This is a genomic window from Parahaliea maris (assembly GCF_008064665.1).
GTDB lineage: Bacteria > Pseudomonadota > Gammaproteobacteria > Pseudomonadales > Halieaceae > Parahaliea > Parahaliea maris.
Genome location: NZ_VRZA01000001.1, coordinates 377,997 through 399,770 on the forward strand (window position 1 = coordinate 377,997; position 21,774 = coordinate 399,770).

At 64.4% G+C, this 21,774-nt stretch carries 17 protein-coding genes; 5 read left to right on the top strand and 12 right to left on the bottom strand.

Annotated features, from left to right (window positions below; translation table 11 throughout):
• Positions 1-63: 63 nt before the first annotated feature.
• From rpsA to gyrA, 7 genes are all read right to left on the bottom strand, one after another.
• Positions 64-1,740, bottom strand: a complete 1,677-nt coding sequence (rpsA, locus tag FV139_RS01630) for a 30S ribosomal protein S1 (protein WP_148066498.1) — start codon at positions 1,738-1,740, stop codon at positions 64-66.
• A 158-nt stretch (positions 1,741-1,898) separates the two neighbouring features.
• Positions 1,899-2,579: a (d)CMP kinase gene (cmk, locus tag FV139_RS01635; RefSeq protein WP_148066499.1), complete on the bottom strand. Its 681-nt coding sequence runs from the start codon at positions 2,577-2,579 to the stop codon at positions 1,899-1,901.
• An 8-nt stretch (positions 2,580-2,587) separates the two neighbouring features.
• The gene (gene aroA / locus FV139_RS01640; RefSeq protein WP_148066500.1) at positions 2,588-3,892 is read right to left on the bottom strand and encodes a 3-phosphoshikimate 1-carboxyvinyltransferase; all 1,305 of its coding nucleotides are present in this window, start codon (positions 3,890-3,892) and stop codon (positions 2,588-2,590) included.
• 44 nt (positions 3,893-3,936) lie between these two features.
• Positions 3,937-4,839, bottom strand: coding sequence for a prephenate dehydrogenase/arogenate dehydrogenase family protein (locus FV139_RS01645; protein WP_148066501.1), 903 nt, complete (start codon positions 4,837-4,839; stop codon positions 3,937-3,939).
• Between the two features lie 18 nt (positions 4,840-4,857).
• Entirely contained in the window at positions 4,858-5,979 is a 1,122-nt protein-coding gene (pheA, locus tag FV139_RS01650; protein ID WP_148066502.1) for a prephenate dehydratase, read from the bottom strand.
• Positions 5,972-7,051, bottom strand: coding sequence for a 3-phosphoserine/phosphohydroxythreonine transaminase (gene serC / locus FV139_RS01655; protein ID WP_148066503.1), 1,080 nt, complete (start codon positions 7,049-7,051; stop codon positions 5,972-5,974). The genes pheA and serC overlap by 8 nt, the downstream gene beginning before the upstream one ends.
• Before the next feature lie 269 nt (positions 7,052-7,320).
• On the bottom strand, positions 7,321-9,963 hold the full coding sequence (gene gyrA, locus FV139_RS01660) for a DNA gyrase subunit A (protein WP_148066504.1): 2,643 nt from the start codon (positions 9,961-9,963) through the stop codon (positions 7,321-7,323).
• Positions 9,964-10,279: 316 nt separating this feature from the next.
• Here gyrA and FV139_RS01665 point away from each other — a divergent pair, with 316 nt between their 5' ends.
• Genes FV139_RS01665 through FV139_RS01685 form a run of 5 tightly spaced genes read left to right on the top strand, consistent with a single transcriptional unit; the run spans position 10,280 to position 14,797 of the window.
• Positions 10,280-11,632 carry a TRZ/ATZ family hydrolase gene (locus FV139_RS01665; protein WP_187276349.1) on the top strand — a complete coding sequence of 451 codons (1,353 nt, stop codon included), beginning with the start codon at positions 10,280-10,282 and terminating at the stop codon, positions 11,630-11,632.
• Positions 11,629-12,375 (top strand): bifunctional 2-polyprenyl-6-hydroxyphenol methylase/3-demethylubiquinol 3-O-methyltransferase UbiG, encoded by a 747-nt coding sequence (gene ubiG / locus FV139_RS01670; protein WP_148066505.1) that lies wholly within the window; start codon positions 11,629-11,631, stop codon positions 12,373-12,375. Before FV139_RS01665 ends, ubiG begins: the two co-directional genes overlap by 4 nt.
• A gap of 8 nt (positions 12,376-12,383) precedes the next feature.
• The gene (locus FV139_RS01675; RefSeq protein ID WP_148066506.1) at positions 12,384-13,070 is read left to right on the top strand and encodes an HAD family hydrolase; all 687 of its coding nucleotides are present in this window, start codon (positions 12,384-12,386) and stop codon (positions 13,068-13,070) included.
• A gap of 43 nt (positions 13,071-13,113) precedes the next feature.
• A complete protein-coding gene (locus tag FV139_RS01680; protein WP_148067032.1) occupies positions 13,114-13,869 on the top strand; it encodes a YciK family oxidoreductase in 756 nt (251 codons plus the stop codon).
• A complete protein-coding gene (locus FV139_RS01685) occupies positions 13,856-14,797 on the top strand; it encodes a serine hydrolase (protein ID WP_148066507.1) in 942 nt (313 codons plus the stop codon). The genes FV139_RS01680 and FV139_RS01685 overlap by 14 nt, the downstream gene beginning before the upstream one ends.
• Here FV139_RS01685 and FV139_RS01690 read toward each other — a convergent pair.
• The 5 genes from FV139_RS01690 to FV139_RS01710 form a co-directional block, all read right to left on the bottom strand.
• Positions 14,709-16,025 carry a serine hydrolase gene (locus FV139_RS01690; protein ID WP_148066508.1) on the bottom strand — a complete coding sequence of 439 codons (1,317 nt, stop codon included), beginning with the start codon at positions 16,023-16,025 and terminating at the stop codon, positions 14,709-14,711. The genes FV139_RS01685 and FV139_RS01690 overlap by 89 nt on opposite strands.
• On the bottom strand, positions 16,022-19,006 hold the full coding sequence (locus tag FV139_RS01695; RefSeq protein ID WP_148066509.1) for a PEP/pyruvate-binding domain-containing protein: 2,985 nt from the start codon (positions 19,004-19,006) through the stop codon (positions 16,022-16,024). The genes FV139_RS01690 and FV139_RS01695 overlap by 4 nt, the downstream gene beginning before the upstream one ends.
• A 101-nt stretch (positions 19,007-19,107) precedes the next feature.
• The gene (gene rluB / locus FV139_RS01700) at positions 19,108-20,025 is read right to left on the bottom strand and encodes a 23S rRNA pseudouridine(2605) synthase RluB (RefSeq protein ID WP_235898476.1); all 918 of its coding nucleotides are present in this window, start codon (positions 20,023-20,025) and stop codon (positions 19,108-19,110) included.
• Positions 20,018-20,857: an SMC-Scp complex subunit ScpB gene (gene scpB, locus FV139_RS01705; protein ID WP_235898477.1), complete on the bottom strand. Its 840-nt coding sequence runs from the start codon at positions 20,855-20,857 to the stop codon at positions 20,018-20,020. Before scpB ends, rluB begins: the two co-directional genes overlap by 8 nt.
• Positions 20,858-20,871: 14 nt before the next feature.
• On the bottom strand, positions 20,872-21,768 hold the full coding sequence (locus FV139_RS01710) for a segregation and condensation protein A (RefSeq protein ID WP_148066511.1): 897 nt from the start codon (positions 21,766-21,768) through the stop codon (positions 20,872-20,874).
• Between the last annotated feature and the right edge of the window lie 6 nt (positions 21,769-21,774).

The window sequence follows — 21,774 nt, forward strand, 5'->3', positions numbered from 1 at the left end:
TATTTTATAAAGAAAAAAAGGGCCCCGAAGGGCCCTTTTTTACAGCGTTTCAGCTAACAGCGATCAGGACTGCTCGCTCATCTGCGCCTTGATCAGGTCGCCGATGGTGCCCGGAGAGGCTGCTTCGTCCTGGTCTTTCAGGGACTTCACAGCTTCTTTCTCGTCGTCGTAGTCCTTGGCTTTCACGGACAGGCCAACAACGCGGTTCTTGCGGTCGACGGAAACGATTTTCGCTTCCACGCTGTCGCCAACCTTGAAGGACGCACGGGCGTCTTCGACACGGTCGCGGCTGATGTCGGAGGCTTTCAGTACACCTTCGACGTCGTCGGCCAGTTTCACGATCACGGCTTTCGCCTCAACCTCAACCACTTCACCGGTCACGATCGCACCGCGGTCGTTCTCGGCAACGTAGTCGGAGAAGGAATCACCGTCCAGCTGCTTGATGCCCAGGGAGATGCGCTCGCGCTCCGGATCGATAGACAGGATAACGGTCTCGATCTCGTCGCCTTTCTTGTAGTTGCGAACCGCTTCTTCGCCAGCTTCGTTCCAGCTGATGTCGGACAGGTGCACCAGGCCGTCGATGTTGCCTTCGAGGCCGATGAAGATACCGAAGTCAGTGATGGACTTGATGCTGCCGGAGATTTTGTCGCCCTTGCTGTAAGTGGCGGCAAAGGCGTCCCAGGGGTTCTGCTGGCACTGCTTGATACCCAGGGAGATACGACGACGCTCTTCGTCGATATCCAGAACCATTACCTCTACCTCGTCGCCCAGCTGGACGATCTTGGAGGGGTGTACGTTCTTGTTGGTCCAGTCCATTTCGGAAACGTGTACCAGACCTTCCACACCCTCTTCCAGCTCGGCAAAGCAGCCGTAGTCGGTGAGGTTGGTAACGCGCGCCTGAACGCGGCTGCCTTCGGGGTAACGGTTGGTGATTTCCACCCACGGATCTTCGCCCAGCTGCTTGAGGCCGAGGGATACGCGGTTGCGCTCGCGGTCGAACTTGAGGACCTTGACTTCGATTTCCTGGCCCACTTCCACGATTTCGGAAGGATGCTTGATACGCTTCCAGGCCATGTCGGTAATGTGCAGGAGGCCGTCTACGCCACCCAGATCAACGAATGCACCGTAGTCGGTCAGGTTCTTCACGATACCCTTGATGGTCATACCCTCTTGCAGGGCTTCCAGCAGGGCTTCGCGCTCTTCGCTGTTGGCTGCTTCCATAACAGCACGACGGGAAACGACAACGTTGTTGCGCTTCTGGTCCAGCTTGATGACCTTGAACTCCAGGTCTTTACCTTCCAGGTGGGCGGTTTCGCGCACGGGGCGCACGTCCACGAGGGATCCGGGCAGGAACGCGCGGATGGAGTTGATGTCGACGGTGAAGCCGCCCTTGACCTTGCCATTGATAACGCCGGTAACCACTTCGTCGGCTTCGTGCGCGGCTTCCAGCTCTTTCCAGGCTTCAGCGCGCTTGGCTTTTTCACGGGACAGCTTGGTTTCACCGAAACCGTCTTCTACGGTTTCCAGTGCCACCTGTACTTCGTCGCCAATGCTCAGGCTGCATTCGCCTGCGGCATCGGTGAACTGGGCACGAGGAATCACGCCTTCGGACTTGAGGCCCGCGTGGACGGTGACCCACTCGTTATCGATGTCGATGACAACACCGGTAACAATGCTACCGGGCTCCATTTCGACAGTTTTCAGACTTTCTTCAAAAAGTTCAGCGAATGATTCGCTCATTACACATTACCTGTTAATTGGTTTGGCAGTTACCTGCCTGCACCGTGCCGCCAGCCGGCTCGGGTCACTGAATAATCGCTCCGCCAGGACCACTTCTGGACCGGCCTTTGGCGCAGCGTCTTGCTTACAACTTAAGGGAAGATAGGGGCTTTTACGGCCTATTTGAGGCCTTTTGCCGACACTTCCTGCATCACCTTCGCGAACACATCCGCGATGGGTAGCGCGGTGCTGTCGATCACGACGGCGTCCTCTGCGGGCAGCAGGGGAGCGACTTCGCGCTGGCTATCACGCGCATCTCGCTCCTCTATGTCCTCAAGAAGGCGCGGGAGACTAACATTTTCTCCCTTTGCTCGCAACTGATCAAAACGGCGCCGGGCGCGCTCCTCGGCAGAGGCGGTGAGGAAGATTTTGAGGGGGGCATGGGGAAACACCACGGTACCCATGTCGCGGCCGTCGGCCACCAGGCCGGGGGGCTGCAAAAACTCGCGCTGGCGCGCCAACAGGGCCTCGCGCACCGAGGGGATGGCCGCCACAGTCGAGGCGCCGCGACCGCCCTCTTCCGTGCGGATTTCACGGCTGACATCCCGGCCTTTATAAGCCACAAGGATCTCGCCGTTGTCGGCGGCGGTGAAAGTCACCTCCAGGTGGCGTGCCACCCGGGTAACCGCGGGATGGTCATCCCAGCTCACCCCTTCGATCAGGCAGGCCTGGCCGGTCACCCGGTACAGGGCGCCGCTGTCCAGGAAGTGCCAGCCGAGTTCTTCTGCCAGCAGGTGGCTGATGGTGCCCTTGCCGGCCCCACTGGGGCCGTCGACGGTGATGACCGGTGCCTGGCTCATGGCGCGGCTCAGTCGTCCGCCAGGGCGGTCAGTTGCAGGCCCAGCCCTCGGGCCAGCGCGTCGAACCCCGGGAAGGAAGTGGCCACGTGGTCGCAGTCCATGACGCGAATTTCCTGCTCCGCCCGCAGCGCGGCGATAGAGAAGGCCATGGCGATCCGGTGATCGTGGTAGGTGTAAATCACACCGCCGCCCAGCGGACCACCGTCGATGATAATGCCGTCTTCCAGCACCTCGTTCTGTACGCCAAGGGTGGTGAGGCCCTCCGCCATGGCGGCGATACGATCACTTTCCTTGACCCGCAACTCCTCTGCCCCACGCAGCACAGTGCGCCCCTCGGCGCAGGCCGCAGCGATAAACAGGGCCGGGAACTCGTCGATGGCCAGGGGCACCTGGTCTTCCGGAATCTCGATACCCTTGAGGGGTGCGTAGCGTACCCGGATATCTGCGACCGGTTCACCGCCCACCTCGCGCTCGTTCTTGAGGGTGATATCGGCGCCCATCAGGGTCAGGATATTGATCACCCCGATACGGGTGGGGTTGATGCCCACGTGGGTCAGCAACAGATCGGAACCGGGCGCAATACTGGCGGCCACCAGGAAAAAAGCCGCCGAGGAAATATCCGCTGGCACATCAATTTCACAACCCTGGAGGCTGCCACCACCGGCCAGGCTGATCACGCCGTTCTCGTTTTTCACTTCGTAACCGAAGCCCCGCAGCATACGCTCGGTATGGTCCCGGGTCGGCGCCGGCTCGGTGACGGAAGTCCGTCCATCGGCGTAGAGACCTGCCAGCAGCACGCAGGACTTCACCTGGGCGGAGGCCATCGGCAGATCGTAGTGGATACCCTGCAACGCCTGTCCCCCGGTGATTTTCAGGGGCGGCTTGCCGTCACTGCCGTCGATTTTTGCTCCCATCCGGGCCAGAGGCTCCATCACCCGCCCCATAGGCCGCTTCTGCAGCGACACGTCACCGGTGATCTCAACGTCAAAATCCTGCCCTGCCAGCAGACCGGAGAGCAGGCGGATAGTGGTACCGGAATTGCCTACGTCCAGGGCGTGCGCCGGCGCCTTGAGCCCGTGCAAACCCACACCGCTGATCTCGACTTCGCCGTCTTCGGGGCCTTCGATTCGCACGCCCATGGCGCGAAATGCCGCCACGGTTGCCAGGGCATCCTCACCCTCGAGGAAGCCACTGACCCGGGTGGTACCCTCGGCCAGGGCGCCGAGCATGATAGAACGGTGGGAGATGGATTTATCCCCCGGCACCCGGGCCTCGCCAGTCACGGTACCACCGGGCATCAACTTGAATTCCATAGTTCCTACTTCTCCAGGCTCGTATAACCGGGGCCGGGCAACCGCTATGACTTGCGGCTGCGGGCTTCCAGCATCACGGCGAATTCATCCCGCGCGGCCTTGGCGCGGGTAAAGGTGTGCAGCATGCCATCGGCATCTTCTGTAGCGACAGCGGCACGCAGTTGCGCCAGGTGCTCGCTGAACAGGTCCATGGCCACCAGCACCGCGTCGCGGTTGGCAATGGCGATATCCCGCCACATCACCGGGTCCGAAGAGGCAATCCGGGTAAAGTCACGGAAGCCCCCCGCAGCAAAGCGGAAAATATCGGTACTCATTGGGCTCTGGGCCAGCGCGTCCACCAGCGCATAGGCCAGCATATGCGGCAGGTGGCTGGTCGCCGCCAGTACCGCGTCGTGATCCGACACCGCCATGTCCACGACCTCAGCGCCGGTAAGCTCCCACATCTCCCGCACCAGCGCGATGGCGGCCGGGTCGTTTTCCGGCGCCGGGGTCAGGATCACCCGGTGGTTCACGAACAGGTCTTCCCGGGAGGCTTCCACCCCGCTTCTCTCTGAGCCGGCAATGGGGTGTCCCAGCACGAGGTTGGGCGGCATGCCGCCGTGAGCCGCCACGGCGGCCTGCTGCAAATTGCCCTTCACACTGGCCACATCGGTGATCACCGGGGTCCGGCCCAACTCGGCGAGTCGCGGCAGGATCTGTTTCAGCATGTCCGCCGCCACCAGGGTCGGCGTCGCCACCACGATCAGGTCCGCCGCGGCCAGGGCCTCGTCCAGGTCGAGGTGATAACTGTCGATCACCCCGAGCTCCACCCCCCGCAAGAGGGAGGCTTCGCGGTGGCCGTAGCCAATCACCTGCCGGCTGAAACCCCGCGCCTTCAGTGAGCGGGCCAGGGAGCCGCCAATCAGGCCGAGGCCCAGGATGAGGGTAGTGTCGATACGCTCTGCCATAACAATCTGTAGAGCGGACTACAGGACCGCCCGGGGATAGGAACCAAGGGGTTTGAGCAGAATCGACTGCTCTTCGAGTTCCCCGACAATGGCACGGATGTTGTCATCCTGCAAATGCCCCTCGAACTCGATGAAGAACACGTAGGCCCACTTTTCCGTGCGTGAGGGCCGGGTGTCGATGCGGGTCAGGCTGACACCGGCCTTGCGGAAGGGGTCCAGCAGGGCGTACAGGGCGCCCGGCTTGTTGCGGCTGGACACGATGATCGAGGTCTTGTCGCGCCCGCTGGGGGGCACCTCCTCCCGGCCGACCACCAGGAAGCGGGTGGTGTTGTCGGCGTAGTCTTCGATGTGCTCCGCGAGCTTCTCCAGCCCGTAGAGCTCCGCCGCCATATCCCCCGCCACGGCGGCAACACCCGCCGGGGTGCTGGCCGCCAGCCGCGCGGCCTCGCCGTTGCTGCTCACGGCCTCGCGTTCGGTATTGGGCCAGTGCAGGTCCAGCCAGTTGCGGCACTGGGCCAGGGCCTGCTGGTGGGCACAGATTTTGGTAATCGCGCCCTGCCCGGTGCCCGGCGCCACCAGCAGGTGGTGGACGATGGGCATCTCCACTTCGCCGGATATCTTCAGGCGCGAGTCCATGAAATTGTCGAGGGTGTGGTTGACCATGCCCTCGGTGGAGTTCTCCACCGGCACCACCCCGTAGTTACACTCCCCCGATTCCACCTGGGCGAACACGGCGTCGATGGTGCTCTGGGACTCGGGAATCGCGGCGTGGCCGAAATGCTTGATGGTGGCGGCGTGGGTAAACGTGCCCTCAGGGCCGAGATAGGCCACCTGCAGGGGCTTTTCCAGGGCCAGGCAGGCGGACATGATCTCGCGAAAAATGTGCGCGACGGTCTCGCCCTGCAGCGGACCGGCATTGCGATCCATGATGCGCTTGAGGACCTGGGCCTCCCGCTCGGGGCGGTAGTAGACGACTTCGCCCGGCTCCTGACCCGATTCGCGAGCAATCTGCATCTGCTCCAGCTTGATATCGGCCACACGCTGGGCGCATTGGGCCCGGCGACTGATCAGCGCCTGGATCTCCTGATCGATGGCGTCGATATCCTTGCGGACTTCCTCGAGGGTGCGTTTATCAGCCATGACGTTGTTCGAAGTCGTGCATGAAGGCGATCAGGGCATCGACCGCGTCTTCACCCACCGCATTGTAGATGCTGGCACGCATGCCGCCCACTGAGCGATGCCCCTTCAGGTTGAGCAGGCCGGCTTCGTCCGCCTCGGCCAGGAAGGCCTTGTCGAGGCTGTCGTCCGCCAGGGTGAAGGGTACGTTCATCAGGGAGCGACTGGCCAGCTCAACCGGGTTGGCGTAGAAGTCGCTGCCGTCGATGGCGGCGTAAAGCTTCCCGGCTTTACGGCGATTAATGGCTTCCATTGCCTCAAGTCCACCCTGGGCCTTGAGCCAGTCGAACACCAGCCCGGCCAGGTACAGGGCGTAGGTGGGCGGCGTGTTGTACATGGAGTCGTTGTCGGCCGCCACCTGCCAGTTGAGCATGGCGGGGCAGATGTCGGCGGCGCGACCCAGCAGGTCCTTGCGCACGATGACCAAAGTCAGGCCGGCGGGCCCGATGTTTTTCTGGGCACCGGCGTAGATGACGCCAAATTCGGAGACGTCGATCGGCCGGGACAGGATGGTGGAGGACATGTCTGCCACCAGCGGTACGTCCACTTTGGGCGTCCAGAAGTACTCCACGCCACCAATGGTTTCGTTGGGGGTGTAGTGGAGGTACGCGGCGTCCTTGTCCAGCTGCCAGGAATCGAAGGCAGGGATGGTGCTGAAGTTGGTATCTTCGGAGGACGCGACAACGTTGACGCCGCCGTAGCGTTTGGCTTCGGCAATCGCCTTTTTGGACCACTGCCCGGTGTTGACGTAGTCGGCACTGGTCTTACCACCCAGCAGGTTGAGGGGCACGGCGGAGAACTGGGTGCTGGCACCGCCCTGCAGGAACAGGACGGCGTAGTCGTCGGAGATACTGAGCAGTTGCCGCAGGTCGGCCTCGGCGCGTTCGGCGATGCCGACGATCTCGGGGCTGCGGTGGCTCATTTCCATGATGGACAGGCCGCTGCCGTGCCAGTCGAGCATTTCGTTGCGGGCGGTTTCCAGCACGGCTTCCGGTAGAGCGGCGGGGCCGGCGCAGAAGTTGTATTTGCGGGTCATTGGTTTGGTTTCCCTAACGCATCACGACATGTGATGTACTGAAATACTTTTTGTCGACGCCTACTCATAACTTTCTGGAGCTTCGTAGGCCGGCGCGTTCCACGGCACCCCGTAGCCCGGCGCACTCCGCGGGGGGAGGGTTCCGTGACACGCCGTGAACCCGTCCATGGGGGCTTGTGCTCGGCATCCATGCCTCACACAGTCACTACACCCTCCCCCCGCGGACTACGCCTCGCTCCCCGCCACCGACAGGGATGCGAGGCATATTTCTAGTCGTCGCTTGAATCTTCTTCCGGCGCTGCATCGCTGCTGGTGGAATCACCGTCAGCTTCGGGCGCAGCACTTTCCACCGCTTCGACCTCGCCGTCAAGCACCTCGTCTTCTTCCGGCTCCTCGATGCGTTCCACGCCCACCAGGAATTCGCCTTCCTTGGTGCGGATGATGCGCACGCCCTGGGTGTTACGGCCCAGTTCGGAGACTTCGTCGGCGCGGGTGCGTACGAGGGTACCCTGGTTGGAGATGAGCATAAGCTGGTCGCCCTCGAACACCTGCACGGCGCCCACCAGGTTGCCGTTACGTTCGGTGGTGGCCATGGCGATCAGGCCCTTGGTGCCGCGACCCTTGGTCGGGTACTCGGTAACGGGGGTGCGCTTGCCGTAGCCATTCTCGGAGGCGGTCAGTACGCGGCCGCCTTCCTGGGGAATGATCAGCGACAGCATGCGGTGGCCTTCGCCGAGGGCGATGCCGCGCACGCCCTTGGCGGTACGACCCATGGCGCGGACGTTTTCCTCGCTGAAGCGCACGGCTTTACCTTCGGAGGAGAACAGCATGACGTCGTTCTTCCCGTTGGTGATGGCGGTGCCCACCAGTACGTCGCCCTCTTCCAGTTCGAGGGCGCGCAGGCCCACGCTGCGGGGGCGGGAGAAGTCCGGCAGGGCGGTTTTCTTCACGGTGCCGTTGGCGGTGGCCATGAAGATGTAATAGCCCTCGGTGTACTCGTTCACCGGCAGGATGGAGGTCACGCGCTCGCCGTCTTCCAGCGGCAACAGGTTGACCATGGGCCGGCCGCGGGAGTTACGCCCGGCCAGCGGGATCTGGAAGACCTTGAGCCAGTACACCTTGCCCATGTTGGTGAAGCAGAGGATGTTGGCGTGGGTGCTGGCGATCAGCAGGTGTTCGACGAAGTCCTCGTCTTTGACCGCCAGGGCCGACTTGCCCATGCCGCCGCGGCGCTGGGCCTGGTAGTCGGACAGGGGCTGGGTCTTGGCGTAGCCGCCGTGGGAGATGGTGACCACCCGGTCTTCCTCGGTGATGAGGTCTTCCACGGTGAGGTCGTGCTGGGACGCGGTGATCTCGGTGAGGCGGTCGTCGCCGAACTCGGTGACGATCTCTTCCAGCTCTTCGCGGATCACCAGTTTCAGGCGGTCCGGGTCGGCCAGAATTTCCAGGTAGTCGGCAATTTCCGCCAGTTTCTCCCCGTACTCGTTGAGCAGCTTTTCGTGCTCGAGGCCGGTCAGGCGGTGCAGGCGCAGGTCGAGGATGGCCTGGGCCTGGGCCGGTGACAGGTGGTACCGGCCATCGTGAAGGCCGAACTGGGGCTCCAGGTCTTCGGGGCGGCAGGCGTCGTCGCCGGCACGCTCGAGCATGGCAATGACGTCACCGGGTTCCCAGGACTGGGCGATCAGCTTTTCCCTGGCCTCGGCGGAGCTCGGGCTGGCCTTGATCAGCTCGATGACCGGGTCGATGTTGGCCAGGGCAATCGCGAGGCCTTCAAGGATGTGGCCGCGTTCCCGGGCCTTGCGCAGCAAGTAGACGGTACGCCGGGTCACCACCTCGCGACGGTGGCGTATAAAGGCCTCGATCACCTCCTTGAGATTGAGGATCTTGGGCTGGCCGTCTACCAGCGCCACCATGTTGATGCCGAACACGGACTGCAGCTGGGTCTGGGAGTAGAGGTTGTTGAGAACCACGTCGCCCATTTCGCCGCGACGCAGCTCGATTACGACCCGCAGACCGTCCTTGTCGGACTCGTCCCGCAGTTCGGTAATGCCCTCGATCTTCTTCTCTTTAACCAGCTCGGCGATGCGCTCGATAAGGCGCGCCTTGTTCAGCTGGTAGGGAATCTCGTGGACGATAATGGTGTCCTTGCCCCGTTTCTCGTCGGTGATCACCTCGGCCTTGGCGCGCACGTAGATCCGCCCGCGTCCGGTGCGATAGGCCTGGATGATGCCGGCGCGGCCATTGATGATGGCACCGGTGGGGAAATCGGGACCGGGGATGTGCTCCATCAGCTCATCCACGGTGATGTCCGGGTTGTTCATCAGCGCCAGACAGCCGCTGACCACTTCCCGCAGGTTGTGGGGCGGGATGTTGGTGGCCATACCCACCGCGATGCCGGAAGAACCATTGATCAGCAGGCTCGGCACCCGGGTGGGCAACACGGCGGGGATGCGCTCGGTGCCGTCGTAGTTGTCGACGAAGTCCACCGTCTCTTTGTCGAGATCGGCCAGCATGGCGTGGGAGATCTTGCGCATGCGGATTTCGGTGTAGCGCATGGCCGCAGCGTTATCACCGTCGATGGACCCGAAGTTGCCCTGGCCATCCACCAGCATGTAGCGCATGGAGAAGGGCTGGGCCATCCGCACGATGGTGTCGTACACCGCGGAATCTCCGTGAGGGTGGTACTTACCGATCACGTCACCGACCACACGGGCCGACTTTTTATAGGCCTTGTTCCAGTCGTTGCTCAGCTCGTTCATGGCAAACAACACGCGGCGGTGCACCGGCTTGAGGCCGTCCCTGACATCTGGCAGGGCGCGCCCGACAATCACGCTCATGGCGTAATCGAGGTACGACTGTTTCAGCTCGTCCTCGATATTGACGGGCAGTATCTCTTTGGCTAATTCACCCATTTACAGCGAATTCCTTCAGCGAAAAGCGAGGGGTATTATTCTCGATGCGGGACACAGTGGCAGCGCGGTGGCAGTGGGCTTCAATAGCCCCTTTGCGGCACTGCACAGACCCCGACACAAACCGCCGATTATACGGAAGATGCCCGCCAGTCGCCACGTTTTTACCGTTTTCGGCCCCTGCCGGGGCGGCGGCGCACCATTTGCGGTTATACTGGCGCGCGCGGGCCGGCAGCCCCTCCGCGGGCCCGGCCCGCTGGTTATTTTTTCGGCAAATTCCGGTCGGGCTCGAAAGCCCTGCCCCCATGGTAAGGCGTGCATGAGTACCCCCCCCATCGCTACGGACAAACAGGCAGACACCCTGATCCATCCCGGCTGGATCATTCCCGTAACGCCGACCGGCCAGGTCATGACGGGTTACAGCCTCGCTATCCGCGGCGGCCGCATCGCCGCCCTGATGCCGCGCGCCGACTTCGCCGGCTGGCAGGCCGACGAGACACTGGAACTGCCCAGCCACGTACTGCTGCCCGGCCTGGTCAATGCCCACGGCCACGCCGCCATGAGCCTGCTGCGCGGTTATGCCGACGACTATGCGCTGATGCCCTGGCTGGAAGACCACATGTGGCCTGCCGAGGCCGCCCACGTCTCGGACGAGTTCGTGGCCGACGGCACGGAACTGGCCATGGCGGAAATGATTCGCTCGGGCACCACCACTTTCAGTGACATGTACTTCTTTCCCGAAGCCACTGCCCGCGCAGTGCAGGCCGCCGGGATGCGCTGCCAGCTGTCCATTCCGATCATCGGCTTCCAGACTGCCTGGGCCAGGGACGCCGGCGAGTGCATCAGCAAGGGCCTCGCCCTGCGCGACACCCTGAAGCACGACGAACTGATTACCGCCGTGTTCGGGCCCCACGCCACCTACACCGTACCCGAGGCCGACCTGGCCCGGGTCGCCACCCTGGCCGCGGAGCTCGACCTCCCGGTCCAGATACACCTGCACGAAACCGCCGCAGAGGTGCTGCAGGCTGTGGAAACGACGGGTGAGCGCCCGATCGACAGCCTCGACCGCCTGGGGCTGCTGGGCCCGCGCACCCAGTGCGTGCACATGACCGACCTCGGCAAGCAGGATATCGCCCTGCTGGCCGCCAGCGGCGCCCACGTGGTGCACTGCCCCCGCTCCAACATGAAACTGGGCTCCGGCATCTGCCCGGTCACCGCTCTGCAGGAGGCCGGGGTCAATCTCGCCCTGGGCACCGACGGTGCCGCCAGCAACAACACGCTTAACCTCTTCGCCGAACTGCAGGCCGCCGCTCTGCTGGCCAAGGTCAGCCGACTGGACGCCAGTGCCCTGCCCGCGGCCGCCGCGCTGGAGATGGCCACCCTGGGGGGCGCCCGCGCCCTGGGTATCGACGACCAGGTGGGCAGCCTGGAGGTGGGCAAGCAGGCCGATCTCATCGCCGTGGACCTCTCGGGCCCGGCGACCCAACCCGTCCACAATGCCCTGTCCCAGCTGGTATACGCCTGTAACGGCAGTGAAGTCACCCACAACTGGGTGGCTGGCCAGCCGCTGCTCAGGGACGGACGCCTTACCACTATCGACACCACTGCACTGGCGGCGCGGGTTGCCAACTGGCAGCAGCGCATCGCGACCAAGAGGACAACCAAGGCATGAGTCAACAGCAAGCCACCGACAACCCGACCGGGAACCCCGGGCACAGCAATGTCGACCCCGAGGAAATCGCCAAGTTCGAGGCCCTGGCCTCACGCTGGTGGGACCGCAACAGCGAGTTCCGCCCCCTGCACGAAATCAACCCGCTGCGGGCCAACTTCATCGATGAGCACTCACCCGTAGCCGGCAAGCGGCTGGTGGACGTGGGCTGCGGTGGTGGCATCCTGGCCGAGGCCATGGCCCAGCGCGGCGCCGAGGTTACCGGCATCGACATGGGCGAGGCCCCCCTCTCGGTGGCTCGCATCCATCAACTGGAGTCTGGCGTGGAGGTGGACTATCGGCAAAGCACGGCCGAAGGCCTGGCAGCCGAAGCGCCAGAGACTTTCGACGTGGTGTGCTGCCTGGAAATGCTCGAGCACGTTCCGGATCCGGCCTCGGTGGTGGCGGCCTGTGCCGAGCTGGCACGGCCCGGTGGCAACCTGTATTTCTCCACCATCAACCGCAATCCGAAAGCCTTCGCCTTTGCCATTGTCGGCGCCGAGTACCTGCTGGAACTGCTGCCCGCCGGCACCCATGAATACAGCAAGTTCATCAAGCCCTCGGAGCTGGCCGGCTGGATTCGCGATGCCGGCCTGCTGCTGCGGGAAAGCACCGGTCTCACTTACAACCCCCTCACCAAACACTACCGCCTGCACCCCACCGATGTCTCGGTGAACTACATGGTGAGAGCCCAGAAACCCGCATGAGTACCGGCATGAATAACCGCAAGCAGCCACTCAAGCAGCCATTACAGGCCGTACTGTTCGACCTGGACGGCACCCTGGTCGATACCGCCAGCGAATTTGTCGTGGTGGTACAGGCCCTGCGCGCCGAGCACGACCTGCCGCCGATGGACGAACAGCGTATCCGCGCCTCGGTCTCCAACGGCGCCCGGGCCCTGACCCAGCTGGCCCTGGACATCGAGGAGACGGCGCCGGAGTTCGAATCCAAACGCCTGCGCTTGCTCGATCTCTACAGCGAAGTACTGGGCACGAGTGCCGCGCCCTACCCGGGAATTCCGGAACTCATACTCGCCCTGGCCGAGCGCGATGTGCCCTGGGGTATTTCCACCAACAAGCCGCGGGCTTACACTATGCCCTTGCTGGAGGCGCTGGCCATGGAACCCGCCGCCGGCAGCGTCGTCTGTCCGGACGACGTCCGTGAGCGCAAGCCACACCCGGAGTCCCTCTACCTGGCCTGCCGCCAACTCGGCCGCAGCCCCGCAGGGACCATTTACGTCGGCGACCACCGGCGGGATATCGAGGCAGGACGCCGGGCAGGGATGCACACCATAGCCGCGCTGTATGGCTATATCGAGGCCGACGACGACCCCGACTGCTGGGGCGCCGACGCCGCTGTTAGTTGCAGCACCGAGCTGCACAACCTGATTATCCAGTTTTGATTGGTCGGCCTCTTGCCGGCCAGAGAGGGACACTTTGCAACAAATTTCTACCGCGCCTGCCGGCTACCAGGCGCGCCCCGACCTGCTGGCGGGCAAAACGGTACTGGTGACCGGCGCCGGTGACGGCATCGGCCGGGCCGCTGCCGAGACTTACGCTGCCCACGGTGCCACGGTTATACTGCTCGGGCGCACCGTCGACAAACTGGAGGCCGTGTACGATGCCATCGAGGCCGCGGGTCATCCGCAGCCGGCCATTTTCCCCGTGGATCTGGCCAGTGCCGACGAACAGTCCTACCGGGAACTGGCCCAGGCCATCGAGGAGAACTTTGGCCGGCTCGACGGCCTCCTGCACAATGCCAGCGTGCTCGGCGAACGTCGCCCCATCGAAAGCGCCACCTGGAAAGCCTGGGAAGAGGTGATGCAGGTCAACGTCAATGCCCAGTTCCTACTGACCCGCCACCTGCTGCCCCTGTTGCAGCGCGCTCCCACCGCCTCGTTGATCTTTTCCTCGTCCAGCGTGGGCCGCCGCGGCAAGGCGTTCTGGGGCGCCTATGCGGTCTCCAAGTTTGCCACCGAAGGCCTGATGCAGGTACTGGCGGCCGAGCTGGAAAACACCTCGCAGGTGCGGGTGAACAGCCTGAACCCCGGCGCCACCAATACCGCGATGCGGCGGGCCGCCTACCCGGCGGAAAACCCCACCGACAACCCCGGCCCGGCGGACATCATGCCGGCCTACCTCTACCTGATGGGTGACGACAGTGCCGGCGTGCACGGGCAGGCGTTCGATGCGCAGGGCTAAGCTGATTCCACGCTGGCTGCTACTGGCCTCCGCGCTGCTGGCCGGTTCGGCAATGGCCGAAGTAGCGCCCAACCACTGCGAACTGGAACAGGCGGGCGACCCGCAGCTGCAGCAATCCCTCGAATCGCTGGTCGACGAGCTCGGGCTGACCGAGGCCACCGAGCGCGGTGACCTCGCCCTGTCCCTGCTGGTCCTGACGGATGATGAACACCCCCGCCTGGCCCAGATCAACGGCAACGACATGCTCTACGCCGCCAGCCTGCCGAAAATCGCCATCCTGCTGGGCGCCGCGGTGGGCATGGATGAGGGCTGGCTGAAGCCCGACCGCTCCCTGCGTCAGGACATACAGGACATGATCCGCTACTCCTGTAACGACTGCGCCAACCGGGTACTGGAGGCCGTAGGGGGCGAGCGCCTGCTGGACGTCCTGCAGTCGCCGAAGTACGGCTTCTACAATGCCGAGGAAGGCGGCGGACTGTGGCTGGGCAAGCCCTACAACAAGCACCCGGCCTTCCATCGCGACCCGCTCAAGGGCCTGTCACACGCTGCCACCACCTACCAGGTGGCGCGCTTCTACTGCCGCCTGCACGAAAGCGAGCTGGTGAGCCCCCGACAGGACAGAATGATGCTGGAAGCGCTGTCCCGACCGGGCATCAACCACAAGTTCGTCAAGGGCCTGGCGGGTGAATCCGGGTTACAGCTGTTCCGCAAATCCGGCACCTGGAGGACCTTCCACGCCGACAGCGCACTGGTGCGCCGTGGCGATGAGGCCTATGTACTGGTGGCCCTGAGCCGCGATCACGACGGCTCGGAGTGGCTCGAACAGCTGGCGGAACCGATCAATGCCCTGGCGCTGCGCCAGCCTGTGCAGCGGCGGAAACCAGTGACTCATGCGGCTGGTGGCGGCGGCGTAGCATTTCATGAATAGCGCCACCAACCCGCTGATGATCCACAGCCCCGTTGCGCCGCAACACATTGGATAGCAGCACTGCGATGTAGTGCAGTTGGCGCTCTCCCGCCGCCCCCTCAACCGGTTCTTCGACAATCGCCAGCGCGTTCATGTAGTTGTAGACGTTGCCGTGGTAGGGGTGGCACTCAAACCCCTCCTCGGCCTTGCAGCGGTACAGCGACCCGGTCTTGAAATACACCGCGGCGTTCTTCAACTCGGGCGCCGATGCATAGCGAATGCGCCGCTCGGTCACATACAACAGGCGCTTGAGCTGCAGGCTGCTCCAGGGGTCCACCAGTTTTCCCTGCTCCATTTTCAACGCGAAATCCAGCAGGCCGCGGGGGGTCGCATAACTGTCGCCGCCGCCATCGACCCGGCGCTTGCCGCCCCGGGTAAAAAAACTGCCCTGGCGAAACGCGCCCAGGGACATACCGTTGGCGGTGACCGGATCCCAGAAGGTTTGCTGGTAGAGCCGGGTCAGCTCTGCGCGACTGCGCTCCCGAAAAAAACCGTCCACGGCGGCAGGCGCCGGCGGATAGCCGCGTCCCAGCGCCCGCATCATCATGGCGTCACGCTGCACCATCGCAGCCGCCGAATTGGAGCTCACCGAGAGGGTCCAGTCCAGGTACTCCCACAGTGAGCCGGTATCGCCGATCTGCATCGGGCGACGTTGCAGCGTGCGCTGCGCCACGTCGAACAGGCGTATCGTGTGATGGTCGCTCTGGGAAAAATCATCGGCCACCAGCGCGGTGTCGCGCAGCACCTGCTGCCGCTGTACCGGGTCGGGCCAGGTTTCGGCGAGCGCCTGGAACAGGCCCAGGGCGGCGATCACTTTGCCCACACTGCCCACATTCTGGGCGGCGTCACCCCGATATTCGGCGTATACCGGCGCATTGGGGTCGGTGAGGTCCAGCAGGGCCAGGGCGTAACGATCCACCTCGTCGCCCAAAAGCCCGAGCACCTCCGCGGTAAAGTCCGGGTCGGGCGCGGGAATGGCGAGATCGGGATAATCCCGCAGCCGCAACTGCACCGCCGACGTCGGTAACAGGGCGCCGGGGGGCTGCCTGATATCGTTCACCAGACCCTCATTGGCCAGGCGCGAGCCCTCCACCCGGCGAATGCCGGTGTCGGGATAGCCATCCAGCGGCCAGGCGCCGGCGAAATTCACGGCGCACAGCAACAGCAGAGCGAACAGTATTCTGCTCATGGCGCTGCCACCGGCACTTCATCCAGCGCCACCGTCACAGCGTCGATATCGGCCAGCCGCGCCTCCATCCCCTGCAGGTAGGCAATACCCTGGGCCTGACGGCTCTCGAGGAACGGACGCAGCTGGAACAGGCGCAACTCACCGCCCTCAAACCCGAACTCAACGTCCGCCGGGGCCGGGTGGCCCTGTTCGTCGGTGATCGCCGGAAAGCGCTGGGGCAGCACCCGGGCAAATTCCACCAGGGTGTCGATCTCATGCGGCTGCAACACGGTATCACTGCCGCTGGCGGGCAATTGCAGGATGCCTCCCCGGGGGTCGGGCACCCGCCGCCAGGGCGCCGTTGCGGTGGCCAGCACCTTCACTGCCCCGGTCTGCAGGGAAACTCGCAGGGACTCCGCCGCCTGCCCGTCGACGGCGCCGCCGAGGCCCTCATTGACGGCAACCGAAATCACGTCGTGGCGGCCGCTGTCGATATCTTGGGTGACCATCACCCCGGACTTGTCCGATGCCACGGATTCCAGCAGGAGGATAGAGGTGTACACGTGTTCCGGCTGGCTCATGTGGGCCTGGCGCCAGGCGAAGGCACGGGCACTGAAGGGCGAGGCCCAGACCCGGTGGATACTGCGCAGGAGATTGTCGAAGCCCACCACGTTGGGCAGGGTCAGGTTGAGCCCGGCACCGGTGAAACCGGGGAGGTCTTCCACATTGGTATCAGAGCGCACAAACACGCCGGGGCTGTCCTCGCCGAAAGCCCGGGTGTAGGCCTGTCGCAGCATATCGCGAAAGGCCGGGCTCATCTCACTGGTCACCACCAGGTCATAGAGCTCTGCGCGAAAGCGCTCGGTGGCTTCGGCACGGGTAGCGCTACCCGCCGGCAACTGGGCCAGCCTTGCGTAATTGGCCTGCATCCAGGCAAAAATACTGCCCCCGCCTCCCGGGTAGGGACGCGCCAGCACTTCCTGGTAAAACAGGCCGAAGGGAATTGCCAGCCCCCGGGATACCTGCTGTGGGAACAGGGCCCGCAGTTCCCCCAGCTTGGCCGCCTTGGGGCCGACGACCCGGCCCGAGTCCTCCGCCCGCAACTCCGCCAGCGGCAGGAAGCGGCGCACTTCCAGGTCCAGTTTGTCGAGGTCCGGCTCAATCCTGACGCTGGTCACTCCCCGGTTACTGGCGAAGACCTCGCTCCATTGCTCGTCCCACAGGGACAGCTCCACCAGGCCGGAATCACTGACCGCCAGCACCACTCGATTGCCCTCGTAGCGGACCAGCTCGCGCTGCAGGGTTTCGTCCACCGTCACATTGGGGATACCGAGATTGCGCGCCAGCAGTTGAATGTGCGACAGGGGGTTACCTTCGCCGCCGGTGAGAATGCCCGCCACCGGCGGCAGGTCGGCCACGGTTTCCGGGAGCAGGTAGATACCGTCGGGATCCAGGTTGCCAAGGTCGTCGAGATCGGGCGAGGTGTGCAGAATTCCCTGGGCCAGGCCGGGGTTGAGCGCATTGAAGCCCACGCCGATTTCACGGCCAAACAACCGGTGCCGAACACCCGCCAGGCGATTGCCATCCCGGGCGAGACTGTCGAGAACTCGCGAGTAGAACAGCAGGGGACTGCCGCGCAGCTGGTCGGGCAGGAACTGCGCCGCCCGCGGCTCGATTCCCGTCAGGGTGACCACCGAGCCCTGGAATTGCATGCGCAGGGCCTGGTTTCCCCATCCCGGCGCTCGCGCCAGGTAGCGCAACAGGTCGCGGTACTCTTCCAGCGACATGGTCAGCGACCTACCACTGTCATGCCCAGCGGCAATGGCTTCCTGCAGGGCCGCCTGCAATCGGGTGTTTAACAGCCCGGTGCCATAGGCGGCGTTGCCCGCCTGGGCCAGCCAGTGCAGTTGTTGCCGCCGGGTAGCCTCTTCGACACGGGGGCCGAGATCCGCCGCGGCCCGGAAAAACTCCCGCTCCAGGTCCACGCCGAGGTCCAGCAGCTCGAGACGCACCCAGGGCGAATGGACACGCTCGAGGTGGGTGCGCAGGTCGGCCAGCAGTGACGCGCTCGCTGTCAGCCGCGTATCGGCGGGACTGTCCGGCCCGAGGCCGGCAGCGGCGATGCGCAGGCGCTCCTGCAGCCAGGGGGCGGCGGTGTACTTCGCCGCCAGACTCTCCAGCTCACCCGCCAGGGGTTCGGCCCGGTACAGCTCGTCGATGGCGTCTGCCAGGGCCAGGTAGGGCGCGCGTTCTGAGGCGGCGCGCCCGGCGGCGTAATCCCGCACCCGGGTGGCGTCTCCGCCATCCGGGGCGCCGTGAATCTTGGCCCGCAAGCCGGAGAAACCCGGATCGCGCTCTGCCAGCACCACCGCCTGTTCGCGAACCTGCTGTACCGTGGTCGAATCGCTGCCGTGGGGCAGCAGGCGCAGCCCGGCGCGCAGGGCCAGAAACCGCGGGCCGATCCACTCCGGGCGCTGCACCATCGCCAGCAGCAATTCCCGGCCGCCGGCGTTTTCATCCTCAGCCTGAATTGCGCCGCGAACAGTGCGGGCCCTGCGCAGAATCCAGCCGTCGTCGACATTGACCAGATATTTCTCGATGATCAACTGGCCGTAGGCGTCCATCGCGTGGTCGGCATCGAGAAACGTCGCGGGGTCGATGCCCGCGAGGATATTGGCAATGAAGTAGCCCCGCTCGCGCAGCACAAGGGTCTGCTCGGTCCACTCGCCATGCTGGAAACCGCCGCCGTGGTCACGGCAGGCAAAGGGTTCGGGTGGCAGGATTTCACCGTCCTGGCAGAACCAGCGCACCCGCCTGAAAGGCCCTCTGGGTGAAGATTTCATGGCCTCGATCCAGGCCTGGTAGCGAGCTGCCGGGGCAGCCTCGCCCCCCGCCGCCTCGCCGGCTATCTCCGCTGGCGCCGCCTGTAGCAGCGGGCTAAGCAGCCACGGCGCCAGCAGCGCCAGGCTCAGCCGGCGCCCGTAATCCCGGTGAATCCGCACAACGCCTCCTGTGTACCCGTCTCGCCAGCGCAGGCCATTCGGCGCTATTGCCAAGACCAGCCAAGACCACTCAGGGACAGCCTGGGGCTGCCCGGGCCCGGTCAGCCCCGCTTGCGGGAGGGACCCGTGCCACCGGCGGGCTTGCCGCCTTTGCGGGCACTGCCCCGGCCGTCGCGCTTGCCGAACTGGCGTTCCATTTTTTCCCGCTCCTTGATGCTCGCCTTGCGCACTTTTTTCTGTGGCAGGTCGGCCATCCGGTACAGGCTCTTGATTTCCTTGTTCTCCAGCTCAGTCCACTGACCCTGCTTGACCCGGGAGGGGATGAACACCTCGCCATAGCGCACCCGCTTGAGGCGCGACACCGTCAGGCCCTGGGACTCCCACAGGCGGCGCACTTCGCGGTTGCGCCCCTCCATGATCACCACGTAATACCAGTGATTGATACCGTCGCCGCCGCCGTCCTGGATATCGGTAAATTTCGCCAGCCCGTCTTCCAGCATCACGCCTGCAAGCAGTGCCTCGAGGTGCTCGGGCCTGACATCCCCCATCACCCGCACCATGTACTCGCGCTCGATATTGGACGAGGGGTGCATCAGGGCATTGGCCAGTTCGCCGTCGGTCGTGAACAGCAACAGACCGGAGGTGTTGTAGTCCAGCCGGCCTATGGATATCCAGCGGCCGCTCTTGAGCTTGGGCAGGCGCTGAAACACCGTGCGCCGGCCCTGGGGATCCTTGCGCGAACAGACTTCCCCCGTGGGCTTGTGGTACAGGATGCAGCGGGTTTCCTCCGCCGGGGCCCGATCCAGGGGGCGGCCATCGATGGCGATGCGGGCGCTGTCATCGACCCGGTCACCCAGGCGCGCGGGCTTGCCGTCCACGGCGATCCGGCCCTCTTCGATCCAGCGTTCCATTTCGCGCCGGGAGCCGAGCCCGGTGCGGGCCAGGACTTTCTGCAGTTTTTCACCCGTGCGCGGGGAGGCCTTGGCTTCGCTATCGTTCAGTGACGGGGACTCAGACACGCGGTTCCCCGTCTTCGTTGGTTTCTGGACTGTGTTGCTCATCCGGTTCCGGGGATTCCTCTTCAGGCGCGGTATCAGGCGCGATTTCAGGCGCGAAAGTCGCGCCGGCAAATTCTGTTCCGCCCACGACGGTAAGCCCGGGCAGGGGTGGGGTGCCCAGACCATCTTCGGCCCCGGCCTCTGTGCTGGACTCGTCCTGCGGTTCCGCAGACGCTTCCAGAGCGTCTTCTGCGGCGCCGGTATCCGTCGACTCGTTGGCGGCTTCGGCTACCGGCTCGGAGAAGCCGAGCTCCGCATTCAGGGTCTCAAGGTCGCGTATTTCCGCCAGCGCCGGCAACTGATCCAGGTTCTTGAGGTTGAAATAGTCGAGGAACTGACGGGTGGTGGCGTACATGGCCGGGCGACCGGGCACGTCGCGATGCCCCACCACACGAATCCACTCCCGCTCGTGCAAGGTCTTGATAATGTTGGAGCTCACCGCCACGCCGCGAATCTCCTCGATTTCACCGCGGGTAATCGGCTGGCGATAGGCGATCAGGGCGAGCGTTTCCAGCAGCGCGCGCGAGTACTTCTGCGGCCGCTCGTGCCACAGGCGGGCCACCCAGGGGCTGAGATTCTGGCGCACCTGGAAGCGAAAGCCGCTGGCCACCTCCTGCAACTCGAAGCCGCGGTCCTCGCAGCGCTCACCGATCTCGGCCAGGGCCTCGCGGATGGCGGTATTGTCCGGCCGCTCGTGCTCCTCGAAAAGTTCGCCGATCTGGGCCACCGACAGGCTCTTGCCCGCCGCCAGCAGGGCCCCCTCGATTATCTGTACCAGGTTGATTTCTGCCATGTCCTGTTGGGGGCTTACTCGGCCCGCGCTTTAACGTGAATGGGCCCGAAGGGTTCGCTCTGCACGATCTCCACCAGGGACTCCTTGATCAGTTCCATCACCGCGAGAAAGGTCACCACCACGCCCAGTCGCCCCTCGCGATGGGAAAACAGTGACACAAAGGGCACGAACTGCGCCCCGGACAATTGCTCCAGCACCTCCGCCATGCGCTCCCGGGTCGACAGGGCCTCGCGCTGGATGTGGTGGCTCTCGAACATATCGGCACGGCGCAGCACCTCGCCGAGGGCCAGCAGCAGCTCGCGCATGTCCACTTCCGGATCCGGCCGGCTGCGGTTGAGGTCCGGCGGATTGGCGCTACCCACCCAGGTGTCGCGCTCCAGCCGGGGCATTTCCTCGATATCCTCGGCGGCCTTCTTGAAGCGCTCGTACTCCTGCAGCCGGCGAATGAGCTGGGCCCGCGGGTCCTCCTCGTCCTCGTCGATCTCGGTAGAGCGCGGCAGCAACATGCGCGACTTGATCTCCGCCAGCATGGCGGCCATCAGCAGGTATTCCGCCGCCAGCTCGAACTGCATGGCATCCATCAGTTCGACGTACTGCATGTATTGTGCGGTGATCTCGGACACGTCGATCTCGAGAATGTCGAGATTCTGGCGCCGTATCAGGTAGAGCAGCAGGTCGAGGGGCCCCTCAAAGGCCTCCAGGAACACCTCCAGCGCCTGGGGGGGAATGTAGAGGTCCTTGGGCAGTTCGGTCATCGCCTTGCCCAGTACGACCGCGAAGGGCATTTCCCCCTGCTGGGGACGCTCGGGGGCGCCTCCCGGAGGCGTGGCCGCGGCTGCGTCGGGCGCACCGGACTCGCCGGGGGCGGGCTCCGCCTGGGAATTGGTCTCGTTCACGTGTTCACCTGCCATAGTCTG